Source organism: Solibacillus sp. CAU 1738 (assembly GCF_039888725.1).
GTDB lineage: Bacteria > Bacillota > Bacilli > Bacillales_A > Planococcaceae > Metasolibacillus.
The window spans coordinates 90,274-107,542 of sequence record NZ_JBDQQN010000008.1 but is presented as its reverse complement, the minus strand read 5'-3'; the positions used below and the strand labels follow the sequence as shown (position 1 = coordinate 107,542).

The 17,269-nt window shown below is 33.6% G+C and carries 15 protein-coding genes; 8 read left to right on the top strand and 7 right to left on the bottom strand.

The annotated features are described in order from the left end of the window. Window positions 1–149: 149 nt before the first annotated feature. Window positions 150–596, top strand: a complete 447-nt coding sequence (locus AAFN87_RS18130) for a hypothetical protein (protein ID WP_347792465.1) — start codon at window positions 150–152, stop codon at window positions 594–596. Between the two features lie 240 nt (window positions 597–836). Here the strand turns inward: AAFN87_RS18130 and AAFN87_RS18125 are convergent, their stop codons facing one another. Continuing rightward, complete coding sequence (locus tag AAFN87_RS18125; RefSeq protein WP_347792464.1) at window positions 837–2,306, bottom strand: LuxR C-terminal-related transcriptional regulator; 1,470 nt, start codon at window positions 2,304–2,306, stop codon at window positions 837–839. A 475-nt stretch (window positions 2,307–2,781) separates the two neighbouring features. Here AAFN87_RS18125 and AAFN87_RS18120 point away from each other — a divergent pair, with 475 nt between their 5' ends. The 4 genes from AAFN87_RS18120 to AAFN87_RS18105 all read left to right on the top strand — a co-directional run bounded on the left by AAFN87_RS18120 (window position 2,782) and on the right by AAFN87_RS18105 (window position 6,347). Then, the gene (locus AAFN87_RS18120) at window positions 2,782–4,059 is read left to right on the top strand and encodes an MFS transporter (protein WP_347792463.1); all 1,278 of its coding nucleotides are present in this window, start codon (window positions 2,782–2,784) and stop codon (window positions 4,057–4,059) included. A gap of 44 nt (window positions 4,060–4,103) precedes the next feature. Continuing rightward, complete coding sequence (locus AAFN87_RS18115) at window positions 4,104–4,856, top strand: SDR family NAD(P)-dependent oxidoreductase (protein WP_347792462.1); 753 nt, start codon at window positions 4,104–4,106, stop codon at window positions 4,854–4,856. Window positions 4,857–5,075: 219 nt separating this feature from the next. Further along, on the top strand, window positions 5,076–5,795 hold the full coding sequence (gene deoD / locus AAFN87_RS18110) for a purine-nucleoside phosphorylase (RefSeq protein ID WP_347792461.1): 720 nt from the start codon (window positions 5,076–5,078) through the stop codon (window positions 5,793–5,795). 279 nt (window positions 5,796–6,074) lie between these two features. After that, on the top strand, window positions 6,075–6,347 hold the full coding sequence (locus AAFN87_RS18105) for a hypothetical protein (protein WP_347792460.1): 273 nt from the start codon (window positions 6,075–6,077) through the stop codon (window positions 6,345–6,347). 194 nt (window positions 6,348–6,541) lie between these two features. Here AAFN87_RS18105 and gltS read toward each other — a convergent pair whose 3' ends face one another. Beyond that, complete coding sequence (gene gltS, locus AAFN87_RS18100; RefSeq protein ID WP_347792511.1) at window positions 6,542–7,726, bottom strand: sodium/glutamate symporter; 1,185 nt, start codon at window positions 7,724–7,726, stop codon at window positions 6,542–6,544. 10 nt (window positions 7,727–7,736) lie between these two features. Further along, window positions 7,737–8,666, bottom strand: coding sequence for a formimidoylglutamase (gene hutG, locus AAFN87_RS18095; RefSeq protein WP_347792459.1), 930 nt, complete (start codon window positions 8,664–8,666; stop codon window positions 7,737–7,739). Window positions 8,667–8,786: 120 nt separating this feature from the next. Here hutG and AAFN87_RS18090 point away from each other — a divergent pair, with 120 nt between their 5' ends. Beyond that, window positions 8,787–9,665, top strand: coding sequence for a LysR family transcriptional regulator (locus AAFN87_RS18090; RefSeq protein ID WP_347792458.1), 879 nt, complete (start codon window positions 8,787–8,789; stop codon window positions 9,663–9,665). A gap of 111 nt (window positions 9,666–9,776) precedes the next feature. On the opposite strand, the gene AAFN87_RS18085 is transcribed toward AAFN87_RS18090, so the two are convergent. From AAFN87_RS18085 to AAFN87_RS18075, 3 genes are read right to left on the bottom strand one after another with little or no spacing between them, the layout of a single operon-like run. Next, a complete protein-coding gene (locus AAFN87_RS18085; protein WP_347792457.1) occupies window positions 9,777–10,163 on the bottom strand; it encodes a hypothetical protein in 387 nt (128 codons plus the stop codon). A gap of 20 nt (window positions 10,164–10,183) precedes the next feature. Next, window positions 10,184–10,561 carry a carboxymuconolactone decarboxylase family protein gene (locus AAFN87_RS18080; protein WP_347792456.1) on the bottom strand — a complete coding sequence of 126 codons (378 nt, stop codon included), beginning with the start codon at window positions 10,559–10,561 and terminating at the stop codon, window positions 10,184–10,186. A gap of 22 nt (window positions 10,562–10,583) precedes the next feature. After that, on the bottom strand, window positions 10,584–12,224 hold the full coding sequence (locus tag AAFN87_RS18075) for a thiamine pyrophosphate-binding protein (protein WP_347792455.1): 1,641 nt from the start codon (window positions 12,222–12,224) through the stop codon (window positions 10,584–10,586). Window positions 12,225–13,210: 986 nt separating this feature from the next. On the opposite strand from AAFN87_RS18075, the gene AAFN87_RS18070 reads away from it, so the two are divergent. Both AAFN87_RS18070 and AAFN87_RS18065 read left to right on the top strand, forming a co-directional pair. Further along, window positions 13,211–14,722: a malate:quinone oxidoreductase gene (locus AAFN87_RS18070; RefSeq protein ID WP_347792510.1), complete on the top strand. Its 1,512-nt coding sequence runs from the start codon at window positions 13,211–13,213 to the stop codon at window positions 14,720–14,722. Window positions 14,723–15,034: 312 nt separating this feature from the next. Next, complete coding sequence (locus AAFN87_RS18065; protein WP_347792454.1) at window positions 15,035–16,453, top strand: tetratricopeptide repeat-containing diguanylate cyclase; 1,419 nt, start codon at window positions 15,035–15,037, stop codon at window positions 16,451–16,453. Between the two features lie 346 nt (window positions 16,454–16,799). Here AAFN87_RS18065 and AAFN87_RS18060 read toward each other — a convergent pair whose 3' ends face one another. Beyond that, window positions 16,800–17,129, bottom strand: coding sequence for a winged helix-turn-helix transcriptional regulator (locus AAFN87_RS18060; protein WP_347792453.1), 330 nt, complete (start codon window positions 17,127–17,129; stop codon window positions 16,800–16,802). Between the last annotated feature and the right edge of the window lie 140 nt (window positions 17,130–17,269).

The following is a 17,269-nucleotide window of genomic DNA, read 5'->3' as shown; positions in this document are numbered from 1 at the left end:
GTACCATAAGTAAAGGCAGTATATGAAAAGAACCATCTAGAACATTGTATCAACGATGTTTTAGGTGGTTTTTTGTTGATTTTGAAAGGTATTTTACATGTTTTAACGAATTATTTTGGAGATATTATCCATTTTGGAGGAAGATGCATATGAATTGGTTCGAAATAAAAAAGCAATCTGATATTGATTATTTATTAAAGTACTTTGGCTATTTTCATGATGGCTGCTTAAAGGAATTACATATGTGGACAGGTACTTATGTAGGTGAAAGTTTAGCAATGGCTGTTCCCTGGGAATTAGATACAAATGTTAAAATGCTATTTCAACGCCAGTATAAAAATCCATCTGCCATTGAAATCTTTTTTGAAAGTGTGACAGGTATTCATATTATACCAAGTCCGGAAAACTATGATTCAATAATACAGGATGCAAATATATTAAAGTACGAAGACAATTATTATTGGGCCAATGAATTTGATTGGCACCCTGAAAAAAATATAGAAAGTGGCGTGAGCTGGATCTCTGCTAAAAAAGTTAAATGGCGAGAGGCAAATGAATGGATGGGTAAGCAAAATCGGTACGGTAATGAAGAGTAGGGGGAATCGCATTTAGGATAGTGCAGAGAACCGTACCATAAGTAAGTGCATTTTCCCTAATAAATAGAAGCAGCACCTTTCCACTACTGGTCGAAGGTGCTGTTTTGTGTAGATAAATATTTGTTGTATTAAGTATTTTTATTGAACTAGTTCTCCATATTTTTCTTATTCAATTTAATAATCGATAAATGACTTCGAAGAACCAATCCCTTAATTATGAGAAAGCTATTGGCTTAGAAATTAGGTCAATAATCCAAGTCGGAAACCAGCAGATACAACTTGGGTACGGTTTTTAGCTTTTAACTTTAACATAAGACTACTTATGTAATCTCTAATTGTATGCTCGCTTAGATGGAGGAACTCCCCCATTTTCTTATTATCGTATCCATCTGCTAAAAGCGTTAAAACACTTAACTCGCGATCAGTTAATTCGAAATTATTACTTGGTGAAACATTATGATCGAAATTCTTTAAAAATAATCCTATTCTATTGCAAACTTCCTCTATAAGTTGTAAATCCTCTTGCGTACAATCAAACTCTTGTCCTACTTGATCTAAAGTCATCCAACCGAGAACTTCTTCGTTATAACATATTGGAGCAACAATTAGTGAAGATAGGCTGAATAACTCAATTGTCTCACTTTTTACCGAGTGTACAGGGTTTTTGATAAATACCGGTTTTTTTGTAATGAGCATGGTATGAAACAACTGATTCGGATATACGTATCCTTGTGTTTTTTGAACCTTCGATAATTCTGCACCAATTACGCCTTTAAACTCACTTGACCAAGGAATATATGCATAGAAAACACATCTTTTAAAGTTAAGGAGCTCCTCGCATCCCTTTATTATGTTTATGAAGTCATTTCTACCCGAGTAGCGTATGAGAACTTTAGTAAGTTGATCTAGAACTTTAAGTTTTTTTAGTAAAGTTTTTTCAAATTGTGCATTAATACTAGCAAAATCATTAAAACGTAACAGATAATTTCTGATTGTTTCTTCTTGTTCCATTTCTAATGCTGTTTTGGGATAGATATAAATGCTAGTTTCACCAACTTTTAATAATAGCGATTGCTCATATATCTCATTTAATTGGTCACTTTTTATATCTGCAAACGGATAAAAAGGTATTTTTTGGATCGTTTCTTGTTCTGTTCTTCCCCATCGAAATGTGATAGGGCTAGTTTTATTATGATGCTGAACAAGGAAAAGTTGTTGAATCGGAAATAATTCCAAATATGAAGATAACAAGCTCTGAGATGAATGGGAATGAAAATCATCGGAAGTAATAATCGTGTTCTTCAAATTTGAAAAAAGGTTAGAAATTTTTGAAGCAATAATAGGCAAGTAAAATATATACGAATATTCCTTTACATCAGTTGAATTTTTTAATAAATTTGCCAAAGACTTTTCTAGAATAAGGTGTAGTATGTGTAAATAATGATAATCCAAAGTCATTGAATACGTTTGTATCCAGGCAGTTAAAAGGGTATCTAAATCGGATTGGGTTTTAATTTGGTCTGTTTCGGTTAAAATCCCCAAAAATGAACTTGCAAGAAATTCTACAATAGATTGTTCTTCTTTAGATATATTTGTTTCTAATCTTATTTGTACATTAATATTCATTTGAAGTTTGGTTTTATTTTGTTTTAGAAAGATTTTAAACTCCTCAAATGATATATCACTATAGGGAAATGAATCAGAGCGCATTTATTATTATCTCTCCTTTAACAAAAAATTACCTATATATTGAGGGGGTGAAATAACAATTAACCTTAATTTATAGGATAGTTCTAGCTTGCTGTGACATTGTAAAATAATAAATGTGAACAAATTGTGACTACTTTCAATTCACGGAATCACTCTTGAGTAAAATTTCATCAATTAAAGACGTTGGTATTAGTGCTTATAAACATAAAAAATAATTATAGATTCCCTTCATTGTATGGTAAATATCACATAATCATTAGTGTGTAGGATAGATGACCTACTTTTATTATACCGCAACACGCTTTGACATGTGAAATATAGGGGATCAATTACAATTAAAATATTGAAATAATTTTTCAAACGGACTTAATAGAAGAAATTGGAGTGAATCCAAACTATAATTGGAAGATTTGTTACTTTTTCCTGATATCGGGTTAAATTCATGAATAATGTTTTTGGGGAGATGAACATCTAGATGGACAACACATTGAAATCGACCAGGAAATATAACTGGGTTCTTTGGGGCATTATTACATTTTTGTTCTTTGGAAATTTAATTAATTTCTCTGGAAAAAATATAATCGGTCTTTCAGCGGAATTAATTATGAATGATCTTGGATTGAATGCTAGCCAATGGGGTCTAGTGGGAAGTGCTTACTATTGGTTATTTCCAATAGCTGGAATTATCGGTGCTGCACTTTCGGATCGGTTTGGAACAAAAAAAGTACTTTCCATTCTCATACTATCGTGGGGCATCATACAATTTGGAGCTCTAGCGATTAATGGATTTAGTGCGCTGATTTTATATAGAGTACTATTAGGAATCTTCCAAGGTCCATTTGGTCCAGTGGCAATGAGCCACATCAATAAGTGGTTCCCTGCTGAAAAACGCGGAGTGGCAAGCTCTTTATTTACTCTAGGAGCCACAGCAGGTGGGTTAGTTTTAGCGCCTATTATCATTGGGCTTACAACGTTTGGCTGGAAAGTTGCTTTTGCCGTATTTGGAGGGATAAGTGTAATTTGGGTTCTCCTATTTATATTTACTACAAAAGAAAGCCCTTCTAGTACAGAGCAAAATGTAGCAACAAAAAAAGCGGCCGAAAATAGTATTCAAAAGAAAAGTGGTAAAGAAGTAGTAATGGCAATTTTTTCACCAACTTCACTTTTCACGTTATTTCTAGCCTTCTCTTCATTTATATTTGTCGTATGGACGGCAATCTGGATGCCGAACTATTTAACTAAAGTAATAGGTCTGACTTCTAGTCAAATGGGGATATCTGTTTCATTAATTGGAATAAGTTCTGCTGCAATAATTTTCCTAGTGTCGATGATTTCTGACAAAGTACTAGCAAAAACACAAAATTGGCGTTTATCCCGTGTATTAGTGACTGGCGTTGCTGCCGCTATTGGCAGTCTGTTGCTTATTTCTGTGGTGTTTATACAAAATCCTATTTGGACTGTCATTGCATTCGGTCTAGCTTATGGTTTAACGGGTGCAAACTTTGCGATTGGACCACAAATTATGATGAGGTTAGTACCGGAGCGAAGCGGACTTATGGCAAGTATTTTAATGTCATTCCAAAATGTAGGCGGAATGATAGCCCCGGTAGCTACTGGATTTATTATTGGTTTATCAAAAGAGAATATTATTCAAGGATATAATAATTCTGTTTTATTGGTGTCAGGTGCAATCCTATTATGTTCAATATTGTTCTTGTTGTTTGTTAAACCGGATGTAAAAAAGATTGCTTAATATATTTTGATAAAAACATCTAATTATGAGAGGAAGAGTTTATTATGAGATTACAAAACAAAGTTGCAATTATTACTGGTGGAGGAACTGGAATCGGTAAAGAAACAGCCTTAAAATTTGCGAAAGAAGGCGCAAAGGTAGTCGTAACTGATATTAATAAAGAGGCAGCTATGAACACTGCTCAAGAGATTCAAGCAATGGGTGCTGAAGCCATTTTCGTACAACATAACGTAAGCAGCGAAGACGATTGGAAAATGGTTGTTAGTGAAACAAAAAGCCATTTCGATAAAATCGATGTATTATTTAATAATGCAGGAATCTATATCATCAAACCTCTTACTGAAATAGAATTAGATGAATGGAATCGTTTAATGTCTATTAATGTAACAGGAGTCTTCCTTGGTATGAAGCACGTAATACCTGTGATGGCAGAACAAAATAAAGGTTCTATTATTAATGCTTCATCAATTGCTGGTTTATTTGGAGCTCCTGGACATGCTCTTTATGGGGCAAGTAAAGGTGCTGTACGCATCATGACAAAAGATGCTGCTATTGAATTCGCTGGAAAAGGTATCCGTGTAAACTCTATTCACCCAGGATTCATTGAAACTGCCATGACAGATTACGCTTCAGAAGCAACTGGACGTACAACAGAAGAATTAAATAACGCATATCCACTTGGAAGAATGGGTAATACCGAAGAAGTTGCACATACAGTTGTATTCCTTGCATCTGATGAATCTTCTTTCACAACGGGAACAGAGTTCGTTATTGACGGTGGAGCTACTGCAAGATAATTCGAAAGATTTTTAAAGAGAATAGACCTTTTTAGACAAAGAAACAAGCACTCCTATTGGTGCTTGTTTCTTTATTTTTGGATGAAAAGTCCGCTGTTATTTTGGTTTTTTCTAAAATTGGATTGGATGTTTTGGGGAGATCACATTTATAATAAAAAATGCCTCAATTGCAAAAGATATAGTTTAACAAAAAAATTAAGATATTTAGGAGACAATCAAATGAAAAACAATGAGTTAAAAGAAACACCACATATTAAGCCAAATGGAGCAGAAATAGCAGAAACTATACTTTTACCAGGAGATCCACTTCGAGCAAAGTTTATAGCTGAAAACTTTTTAGAAAAACCTGTTCTTTTTAATGAAATTAGAGGCATGCTGGGGTACACAGGCGAATATAAAGGAAAGAAAGTTTCTGTTATGGGTACCGGTATGGGAGCACCAAGCATGGCAATATATTCATGGGAACTAATTAATATTTTTGGAGTAAAAAATTTAATTCGTATAGGTTCATGTGGGGCTATGCAAAATGATATTAAGTTATATGATATTATTCTTGCTATGGGAGCAGCAACAAATTCAAATTTTGCACATCAATTTAATCTTCCAGGTCAATTGCCAATTACAGCATCTTATGAATTATTAGAGAAAGCTAAGAAAATAGCTGATGAAAAGAATTATAAGGCTCATGTAGGGAATGTACTATCTAGTGATGTTTTCTATAATGCTGATGTAACTGCAACAGAAAAGTGGGCTAAGATGGGAATATTAGCGGAAGAAATGGAAACGACAAGTTTATATTTAAATGCTGCTAGTGCTGGAGCTAAAGCATTAACAATTTTAACAGTAAGTGACCATATGATTACACATGAACAAACGACACAAGAAGAGAGACAAACTTCATTCACAAAGATGGTGGAAATAGCTTTAGAATTAGTATAAGTAATGCGAGCTATATCTTAATAGAAAGAACATAGTCACTTTATTAGAGAAGTATCCAAGAACAACTAAATGTCCTTGATACTTCTTTTTTCAATTCTATATAAAGGGATTACTGTAATATCATTAATTATGGCATGGAAACACCCAAAAAGAGTAGATGCTGTTATTAGAAAAGTAAACATAATGTAAATCCTAATTCCATCTGTGCATATTTTCTAGACATTTTACAATACTATGTCTAGATCAATTAACTATTTGGCAAGAAGGGAAGAGGAAATATTGGCTAAGCATTCACATATGAGTTGGAAACAGGATCATCCAAGCACGTTGTCAAGCAACTCTGTTCAAAAGGCAGAGCGTTTGTTGAAGTTAGCGAAGTCACATCCAGAAGAGATGGCAGTTGAGCATGTTTTCAATCAAATAACGCATGCAGAAAATGCACTCTTGAATGCAGAACAATATGGTGAGCATTTAGATATAGTTCAACAAAATAAAGACCAGTTAGAGCTGATTAAGCAGCAATTACACGAAGTGAAAAAGAGCTTGAAATAGCAGTAACATTAGACAATACTCCCCGTCGGTTCCATAAAACGAAGGGGGTATTTTATTTTTCTTAGTATGGCAATATTGAAATTACATATAGGTATTAAGGTTGTGAATTATTAGCCAGACATGCATTCAAAAAAAACACAAACCTTGGATTTTATAAGGGTTTGTGCTTTTGGAATATGGAATGCCAGATATTCTTATTTAAACATATTGATTGTAGTAATAATAATCGGCATACCAAACACGTCGATTAAGAAGGCACCTACGATGGGCACGATTAGGAATGCTTTTCGTGATGGACCAAATTTTGAAACGATGGCTGACATATTAGCCATTGCGTTAGGTGTTGCACCAAGACCGTGTCCAAGGAAACCAGATACCATAACCGCTGCATCGTAGTCTTTGCCAAGTAAGCGGAAAAGAACGAACACCGCGAATAATACGATGAAGATTACTTGAGCTAAAATGATAATAAATAATGGTAAGGCTAAGTCTGCGATTTCCCATAATTTAATGCTCATTAATGCCATGGATAAGAAAATACCAAGAGAAATATCACCGATTAAGTTTATTTCCTTCATGTTGATTAAATCAGGGTTGATGCGATCCACGATGTTACGAACGATTACAGCTACGAACATGGCACCTACATAACCTGGTAATACGAATCCCGTCATACTAGAGAACCATTCTCCAACATAAGTACCAGCAGCCATACTGAATGTGATTAAGAAAACTTGTACCATAAAAGATTTTTCTGTAATAGGATGTTGTGCTTTTTCAACGTATTCTTCTGTTTCTTCAGAAGATGGCTTTAAGTCGAATTTGCGAATTAAGTATTGAATAACTGGACCACCTACAAGTCCACCAGCTACTAATCCACACGTTGCAGCAGCCATCCCGATTGATACAGCAGAAGCTACGCCTAAGCCTTCAATTGTTTCTCCATAAGCGGCAGCACCACCATGACCACCTTCCATTGAAACAGCTCCAGCCATAACACCGAGTAATGGGTGAATATCCATTACTTTCGCTAATGAAACGCCAATGATATTTTGCATTAAAGCTAAGAATCCACAAGCTAACCAATAAATTACGAGTAGTTTTCCGCCTAATTTAACAAGTTTGAAACTTGCACCTAGTCCAATTGTTGTAAAGAATGTAATCATGAAAATGGATTGTAGTGAAGTGTCTAATGTAATTTCAAGGATGTCGAAACTTTTTAAAACCGTTGCTAAAATAGCAAATAACAAGCCTCCAACTACAGGCGCGGGAATACAAAATCGATTTAAAAAACTAATCTTTTTAATTAAAAATGAACCAATTAAAAATAATGTTACTGCTAGGCAAAGTGTTGTAATTTGGTTAAATGCCATATAAATCCCCCTTTATTTATTCAAAACTGCTCATAATGACTTCGTTAATAAAATAAGCACCTAATTTTGCAGTTTGATTATTAACGTCAAGTGAAGGGTTGACTTCACAAATGCTAAAGCTGACTGTTTTTTTGTGTGAAACCATTTGGCGTAAAATTTCACGAACCTTTAAAGCAGATAAACCAAATGGTGATGGCGCGCTGACACCAGGTGCTTCAGCGGCATTTAAGACATCCATACAGAGTGTAACCAGTAAAACGTCATGTGTATCCATAAAATCATTTAATTGTGTAGAGAATGAAGCCGAATCCAACTGTTCATCTAAAAAATATTGCACACTATATTGATCAGCTGTATTGAATAATGCAGTCGTATTACCATATTGCTGGATGCCACATACGAAATAGTGTGCATTCGGATCCTCGTCTAAAATTTGTTTAAACATAGTACCTGATGAAGTTTGAATGTCATACGAACGCATATCAAAGTGAGCATCAATATTAAGCAAACCGATCGAAGCATCCGGGCCTGCTGCTTTTCGTACCCCTAAATATTGTCCATATAATGTTTCATGGCCGCCTCCTAGTACAATGGCCTTTCCGTTCGTTAAAATGTCAGCAACTTTATCTCCTAGTTCCTGTTGAGCACGCTCTAATTCATGGCCTTCACAAATGATATCCCCAAAATCAATTAGGGAATTTTCATGAACATCATTACGCCATGGTAATGGTGCTAACTGCTTGCGCAAGGCAAAAGGGGCATTTTTTGCACCAACACGACCATTGTTACGACGTACACCTTCATCGCAAACAAAGCCTATTAACCCAATCGAACCTTGTTTAGCTGTAGTCGCTAATTGAATAATTTGATGATAACGAAAGTAAGTGTGATCCGTATCGTGATCGATACGACCTTGCCAAACATCGGAATCTGTTATTTTATACATTGCATCCACCTTCTTGAAAACTATAAAAATTCATATTATTATTATATTTTCAAACATTTATAATAACAAGTATTAAGTTTTTATCTTATAATAGTTTAAAACTATAGGAGAGATAGTTAAATGGATTTACGGAAGATGTATTATTTTGATGCGATAGTAAAATATCGAAGCTTTTCAAGGGCTGCAAAAGTGTTGCATATTTCACAGCCTTCCTTAAGCAATGCGATAAAAACACTAGAACAAGAAATCAATGCACCACTAATAGAAAGAACAACGAAGCAATTTCAATTAACGGAATTAGGGCAGCAATTTTATGAACGATCGAAAAATTTAATTGCCCAATATGAAGTGATGGATACGGAGCTAAAAGAGTTAGCTAAAGGGGAACATTTAGAAATTCGATTAGGTATGATTGAGTCAGCAAATTACTGGTTTTCAAAAGTAATGATTGCCTATCAAAAACAATACCCACATAATCAAATAACACTAATTGACACATTGTATAATCAAACTGTGCGCCAAGCGTTGTTAGGTTTACATGTGCACGGGGTAATTACTAACCAGCATATTGTTGATACTGAAATAAAGAGTGAATTATTGTATAACGAACCGTACGTCGTGTTATTAAAAAAAGGGCATCCATTTGCCACGAAGGAAATTATAACGTTAGTAGACTTTACTGAAGAAGCGTTAATAATTGGCATGCCAGAGTTTCAAACGAGTGCACAAATATTAAAAGCATTTGAACAGGAAAATGTCACACCCCATATTCAATATAAAATAGAGCGATTTGAAATGATCAAAGTATTAGTAGAGGAAGGGTTAGGAATTGCCCTTTTACCTCAACACTATGTCACACAACATTTATCAGAATGCTTACTAACACGCCCAGTACACAGTGAGTTTTTAAATCGTAATGTATACTTAAGCACAATGAAAGATCGCACATTTCCAAAGAGTATTTTAAAACTATTTGAGCTCATAAAAACAATGAATTGAATAGTGCCAGGCACGCAATTAGCTTGGACAATCCTATAAGAAAAACCCATTTAGGTACACTTTTAATAAGCGTACACTAAATGGGTTTATTTAATATTGGAATCTCACGAATTAAAATGGAAATGATGTTAAATTAATAAATGCTAAAGCTTCTTTTTCATCTATAAACGCTTTAACAGTGTTAGCAGTACCTGCGTTTCTTGATAAACGGTTTATTTGCATTAACGTCACAGAATCCTTGCAAATAACAACGTTTTTTTCAACTTGCCCAGCTACAAAATTCATTAAATCTGTCCAAATATCTTGAACGTCTTGTTTATATGGTCCATTTAAATCGCGGTTGTCTACGATGAAGTATTTAATTGTAGGTTTGCTTACTTCTCTTTTTACTGTTTCAGAAATTTGTTTTGCATCTTCAATAGAAAGGTCAGTAGTATTTCCTCTATAATAATAAGCACCATCTTGTACTTTTGTAATAGATTTTGTTGTAATTGACATAATATATTCCTCCAAGTAATTTAAATTGACGTTAACCCATTTTCAACAAAAATGTCATGTGCTGCATAAGCACCATTAATTGCGCGCGGAAAACCTACATATGGTGCGCAATGGTAAATAATTTCAAAAATTTCTTCTTTAGATAGACCAGCGTGTAGAGCTGCATTAATATGAAATTTAAAAGCCGACTCTATATTCCCTTGCGCAAGTAAAACAGATAATGTTATGATCTCTTGTTGTTTTAAATCTAATATGTCTCGCTCATATATTTCCTCGTGTAATTTGGTAGATAAATCACTCAAGTCTGGAAACACACTTTGTAAATCTTTCATGATCGAAACGCCTTCTTTACCAGAAAGCTTTTCTAAACTTTTATATTTTTCTTCTATTTGAGCCACTTATATTCACCTCTGCTGTAAGTTATCCTCGCATTAATGTAGGAGGAATTTCTTCTTGATCAACCATTACCTCAATAACAGTAGGACCTGTTGAATGGTTTAAAGCTTCTTGAAGAGCTGTCTGAAGTTCATCAATTGTCCAACATCTAAATGCTAAAGCACCCATTGCTTCACTGAACTGTTTAACATTTAATTCGTTTTTAAATAGTGTACCAACTGCTTTTCCGACATTTTTGGACATCCCTTTATCAACCATATCAAGTCTTCCATTATTTAAAACGATGAATTTTGTAGCAACATGATTATCAGCTGCTGTTGAGATTTCATTTCCATGCATAAAGAAACAACCATCGCCTGTTAAACAAACAATATTTTTATCAGGGTTGCCTATTTTAGCACCGATACTAAATCCAATAGCATGTCCCATTGCGCCAAAAACATCGTCAAAATAAAAGGTTGCTGGCTTTGGTAATTGTAGGTTTTGTATAGCAAAGAAGGAATGACTACCATCATCTCCGAAGAATACAGTATCTTCTGGAAGAGCCTTTCTTATAGCACCGATTACTTCTTTAGCTAATAATCGATCTGATGAACTTGTATTCAACGCATCCATTTCAACATGCTCATGTAGTAGCGTAGTATCGTGTTTCAAATTGCCCTTAAATGATGCAAGTAAACAATCAAGATTATTCTTCAAATCTCCAAGAACATAGTGAGTTTCTACAGGAATAGATTTGCCGATAAATGTGTGATCATAGTCGAAGTGAATTACTTTATTTGGATATAAAGAAGGGTCAATACCAACAAAAGACATATCCGATAACTTCGAACCTAAGACAATCATTAAGTCACATTGCTTTTTTAAAAATTCAGTTGATTTAGTTGAACCACCTAATCCAAAACCATCTAATGAAAGAGGGTGTGTAGTTGGAAACGTTCCTTTACCACCAGGGGTTGTCATAACTGGAATATGGAAAGTTTCTGCAAAACGAATTACTTCTTCATAAGCTTTAGAAGAATGTACACCTTTACCTAAAATGATGACAGGTCGTTTTGCACTTAAAATACAGTCCAAAGCTTTTTGTAACATATTTGGCGTTGCGACTACATGTGGTAATTCGTTTGGAATTTCTAAAATAAATGATTCAGTTTCTTCTAAAAGTACATCCGCAGGAATTGAAAGATGAACAGGACCTTTTACACCAAATAATGCTGTTTTAATAGCGTGTGTAAAGTGATTCTTAAAAGACTCTGCTCGATCAATGCGAGCACTATACTTTGTTACGGGTTCAAACATTTTGACCAAGTCTGTACCAAAAGGTGTAGAGTCTTGTCCAAAAGGATTGCCGATGCCTTTAACGGAAGGCTGTCCAGTAATAAAAACAACAGGTAAATGCCACGCTTTAGCTTGGGCCGCAGCTGTTAATAAGTTTGTACCACCTGGACCAGAAGTACCTATCGCAACTCCGATAGAATTGTTCATTAATGAATAACCTGAAGCTATATAGCCAGCCCCACCTTCATGCCTAGCTAAATTAAACTTAATGCCTGCATCTTCTAAGTTGAGCATTAAAGGCACTACAGCTTTTCCAGGTACACCAAAGACGTGTCGGACGCCCATGTTTTTTAAATTTTCTGCAATAATTTCAGCTACTTTTTTCATAAATAATTTAGGAACTCCTTACTTTTCTCTTGTAAGTAACACTCGATAACTGATTAATATAAAAATTCCGTATAGTAAATTACAAGAAAAGTTATGATTTATTGTATCAATATTCCAATTACAAGTATTATTTAAATGATATTTAATATCAATAGTAGTATAGGATCCTATTAATTTTATAATGGACTGACTTTTCCCTAGTAAATATTACTTTAATAATAAAAAATTCAATTATTTTCTAAATTATTTTATTCTGTAAATCGATATAAGGACTTATCTCTAAGAAATACATTTAATCGTATTACTATTTAACTATATTAATTTTCTGAAACATTGAAAAATATGTAAAAAATGAAAATATATCCAATAACTACAATGACAACGCCTGCTTTATTGCGTATGAATTACTGTTATCTAAATGTGTTTCAATGAAATATCAATAATTTATCAAGCATTCAAAATGCGAGTTGGAAAAAGGGTCCTCCTAGCACTTTATTATGAAAGTATTTCCAAAATGTATTGGATAATTGTAGAAAGGGTGGGAAATGCAAGGTGGAAAAAGTGGTCGTAAATTTGAGTAGCAGCACGAGTGCTTAATGGAAGAACGAATTTAATCCTGCCTCTAATATAGTTGGTAGAGGGCTTATTAAATATTCCTCATAATTTTTGTAATGTGACATACTTAAACCTTAATAAATTAGAGAAAACTTAAATTTCACTTATAAATGGTAAGTTGGTTTAACTTTTTTGCGAATTCAGTTAATTCTATATAAACCCTAAAAATGCTACATTAATCAATCAATCTCTTGGTAAATGCTAGTGTTTTGTTTTGAAAAAACTGTAACAAAATAGTTGATATTTTATTCGTTTCACTATTATGTTACACTATAATAAGGCAATAATTGATACAGAAAAAGTGTTGCTTCTTAGTCACGCTATGTCTTTTTGTGACGTTTTGAGCGGGAGCGCTTACATTTTTTCTGCAAATCTTAACATATAAAGGGAAGGTAATAATGAGTAACAGACATATTAAATCAGATGTTATCTTAATTGGTGCCGGAATCATGAGTGCAACTTTAGGGACAATGCTTAAAGAATTAGCACCAGATTGGAAGATTACAGTTTTTGAGAAGCTTGAAAAAGCAGGGGAGGAAAGCTCTCAAGAATTGAACAACGCAGGAACAGGACATGCTGCATTGTGCGAACTAAACTACACAAGTGAAAAAACAGATGGATCTATCGATATTTCGAAAGCTATTAAAGTTAATGAACAGTTCCAAGATTCATTGCAATTTTGGTCATATCTAGTAAATAGAAACCTAATTAGCAACCCACAAAACTTTATTATGCCACTACCTCATATGAGTATGGTTCAAGGGGAAAAAAATGTAGAGTTTCTAAAAAGACGTTTTGAAACAATGTCAAACAATCCTCTATTCCAAGGTATGGAGTTTTCTGATAATACAGAAACACTAAAGGAATGGATCCCTCTTATTATGAATGACCGTAAATCAAAAGAACCGATTGCAGCAACAAAAATCGATTCTGGTACGGATGTTAACTTTGGTGCTTTAACACGTATGTTAGTCGACCACTTAAAAAATAATGAAGTCGATGTTAACTATAAACATAGTGTTGAAAGCATTAAACGTATGAAAGATGGTACATGGGAGATTAAAGTCCATGATTTAGAAGGCTGTAAAATGGAATACCATAAAGCAAAATTCGTCTTCCTTGGAGCTGGCGGAGGAAGCCTTGAGTTGTTACAAAAATCAGGTATTCCTGAAGGGAAACACATCGGTGGATTCCCAATTAGTGGATTATTTATGGTATGTAATAATCAAGAAATTGTAGAACAACATAATGGTAAAGTATACGGAAAAGCCGCAGTTGGCGCGCCTCCGATGTCTGTTCCGCACCTTGACACACGTTACATCGATAACAAGAAATCATTATTATTCGGACCGTTTGCAGGCTTCTCACCTAAGTTCTTAAAAACGGGATCATATATGGATTTATTTGCTTCAATCAAACCGCATAATATTACAACATTATTGGCGGCTGGAGTAAAAGAAATGGCTTTAACAAAATATCTGATTCAACAACTGTTGTTATCAAAAGAACAACGTATGGAAGAGCTACGTGACTTTATCCCGACAGCGAAGAGTGAAGATTGGGATATTATCGTAGCTGGTCAACGTGTACAAGTTATTAAAGATACTGCAGCGGGCAAAGGAACACTTCAATTTGGTACGGAAGTGGTAAGTGCTGCTGATGGTTCAATTGCTGCATTACTTGGTGCCTCTCCAGGTGCTTCAACGGCGGTATCTGTAATGCTTGAAGTTATTAACAAATGCTTCCCACAACAAATGAAAGAATGGGAACCGAAAATTAAGGAAATGATTCCTTCTTATGGCGTGAAATTAGTAGAAAATCCAGAGCTTATTAACGAGATTCATACTACAACAGCTCAGGCGCTAGAATTAAACAAAAAATAGTAGGATCATTAATTAAAAGTTTAGTAATCCTTTTTCTTTAATGGGATATCCTTTCTTTTATGAAGAAGTATTAGTGATTAATAGAGTATTAATGAAATTAAAACATAGGACCTTTAATCCATTTTTGGATTGAAGGTTCTTTTTTTTATGATTAAGTAAATTAAATAGGCACAGCAAAATAAATGGGAAATTCAAGGAGATGAAGAAATTAATTTATATTGTTATTTCTGTATAAATGTCATTCCATAAAGTAGTATAATAATGATATTGTTATAAAAATATTACTTTTAATATGAGAATTGGGAGTTAAGTATGGTTAACGAAGGGTTAAAACTATTGCAAGAAAAGGTAACTTCCCTTAGAGCTGCAGGGAAATACAAAGAAACAATTGAAGCTAGCTATACTCTTCTTGAACGAGGACTAGAAGTAAAAGACTATAAATCCATTTTAATTGCACATATTAATAATGCTGCTTCTTTCTATTGTATCGGTGATTTAGAAGAAGCATTTAACAGTATTGATGCTTACCTCGAAATTTGTAATAAATATGGAGACGATTCGGATTGGTTAAACTTATACAATATCCGATTCATCCTTTATGAATATAAAAATGATTTTGAAAAAGCAAAAGAAACACTTAAACAAACTATTGATTTAGGGAATAAAATAAAAAAGTATAATATTATTAGCAATGCATATAGCAATTTAAGTCATGTATATATACTTGAAGAAGATTTTGGGAAAGCTTTAAAACTCGCTAAAATAGGACTTGAAATGGCTAAACTACATAAACCTGAAAGTGAAGTTTTAGAGCTACGTGTTAAATTAAATATTGCAAAAGCATATATTGGTCTTAATGATCTATATTCTTCCAAATTATTAATAGATGAAATGATTAATGAGCCTTTTTTAGAATCATTTACAAGAGAAAAAGCCCAATGTTACGATTTACAAGGAGCCTGGTACTCTAAGAAAAAATTATATGTAGAGGCATATGAATCGTATACTTATGCAAAACAATTAGTTGAAGAATATAATGATGTAAGTTTATTAAAGACGATTCACGAAGAAAGATGTAAATTATGCGAGTTAATGAACGATATTCATTTAGGATATCATGTTCAAAAAGAATATATAGCAGTACTTAAAGAAATTAGCGACCGTGAATTATCATTAGCAGCGCTTAAATTGGAAATGAAGCATAGAATATCAGCGATAGAAAAGAAAGCTAATATAGATTATTTGACAGGTACTTACAATCGAGATTACTTAGAAAATACGATAAATGAATGGTTAGAACAAGCTACTGTCAATAATGAGAGCATCGTATGTATAGTATTTGATATCGATAATTTTAAATATTTCAATGATGAATTCGGGCACTTATTCGGAGATGAAGTAATAAGACAAGTAAGCAAGGCTTGCTCAAGTATTCTCAACGAAGGTGAATTAATGGGCCGGTATGGCGGGGATGAATTCATTGTTTTCTTAAAAGATGTTTCGCTTGAAGAAGGTAAGAAAAAAGCCGGAAAAATAAAAGATACGATAAGAACGCTAAAGATTATTAAAGATGAAAAATCTGTCTCCGTACAAGTCAGTATTGGGATAGCAGATAACTCTAATAGTATCGTAACGTCTTTTGCAGATTTATTTCATTTTGCAGATATAGCCCTCTATAGAGCAAAGAAAAGCGGGAAAAATCAAGTTTGTGTTAATCGAAATATTACCTAATAATCTAACTCCGTTCATATATAATTCCATTTGGCATGAAAAAACAGTACTAGCAGAGACCATTATACGTAAATGGTCTCTGTTTTCATTATGAAAAGGTTATTTCACTCGTTATAGAATACGTATAGCCAGCAGTATCTTTAAAAAATTCCACGTCTTAATGAGGTGAATATTAAGACAAAAAAATAATACTAAACACCTTATGATTAGTAAGAGAACTGAGACATTATTGTACACAAATATTCACCATAAGACGGGAGTAAATAATATCCACTATCCAGCTCTTCCATGCAAAATAGGGCTAAAATTACTTTTTTAAATATAAACTCTTAAATAATAATCCAATTTATAACCACTTTTTAGCCCAAGATTCGACAGTTTGAAGAGCAACTCCTAAATCTTCCCCTTTATTAGTTAAGGAATATTCAGAACGTAGGGGGCGATCTGTAATGACGTTCCGCAAAATAATGTCATAATCTTCGAGTTCTTTCAACCGTTCGGTAAGCATCCGCTTACTTAATTCAGGAATTATAGAGTTTATTTCACTAAATCTTTTTGGAACATCCATTAAAGAATTGATAATTAAACACATCCACTTTTTACCTATAATTGAGTAAGCCACTTCAATTTTGTTGTAAACCCTGTCATCTAGCTGTTGTTCATTCAATATTAACATCTCCTTAAAATACAAATACTTCATTTTTAGGTAGTAATTAATAACTAAGTAACTATTTTTTAAGTTTATCACTATATTATGACAATTTGAAGATGGAAAACAAATTTGTTCATATTATTGACACATTCTATTAATACAGT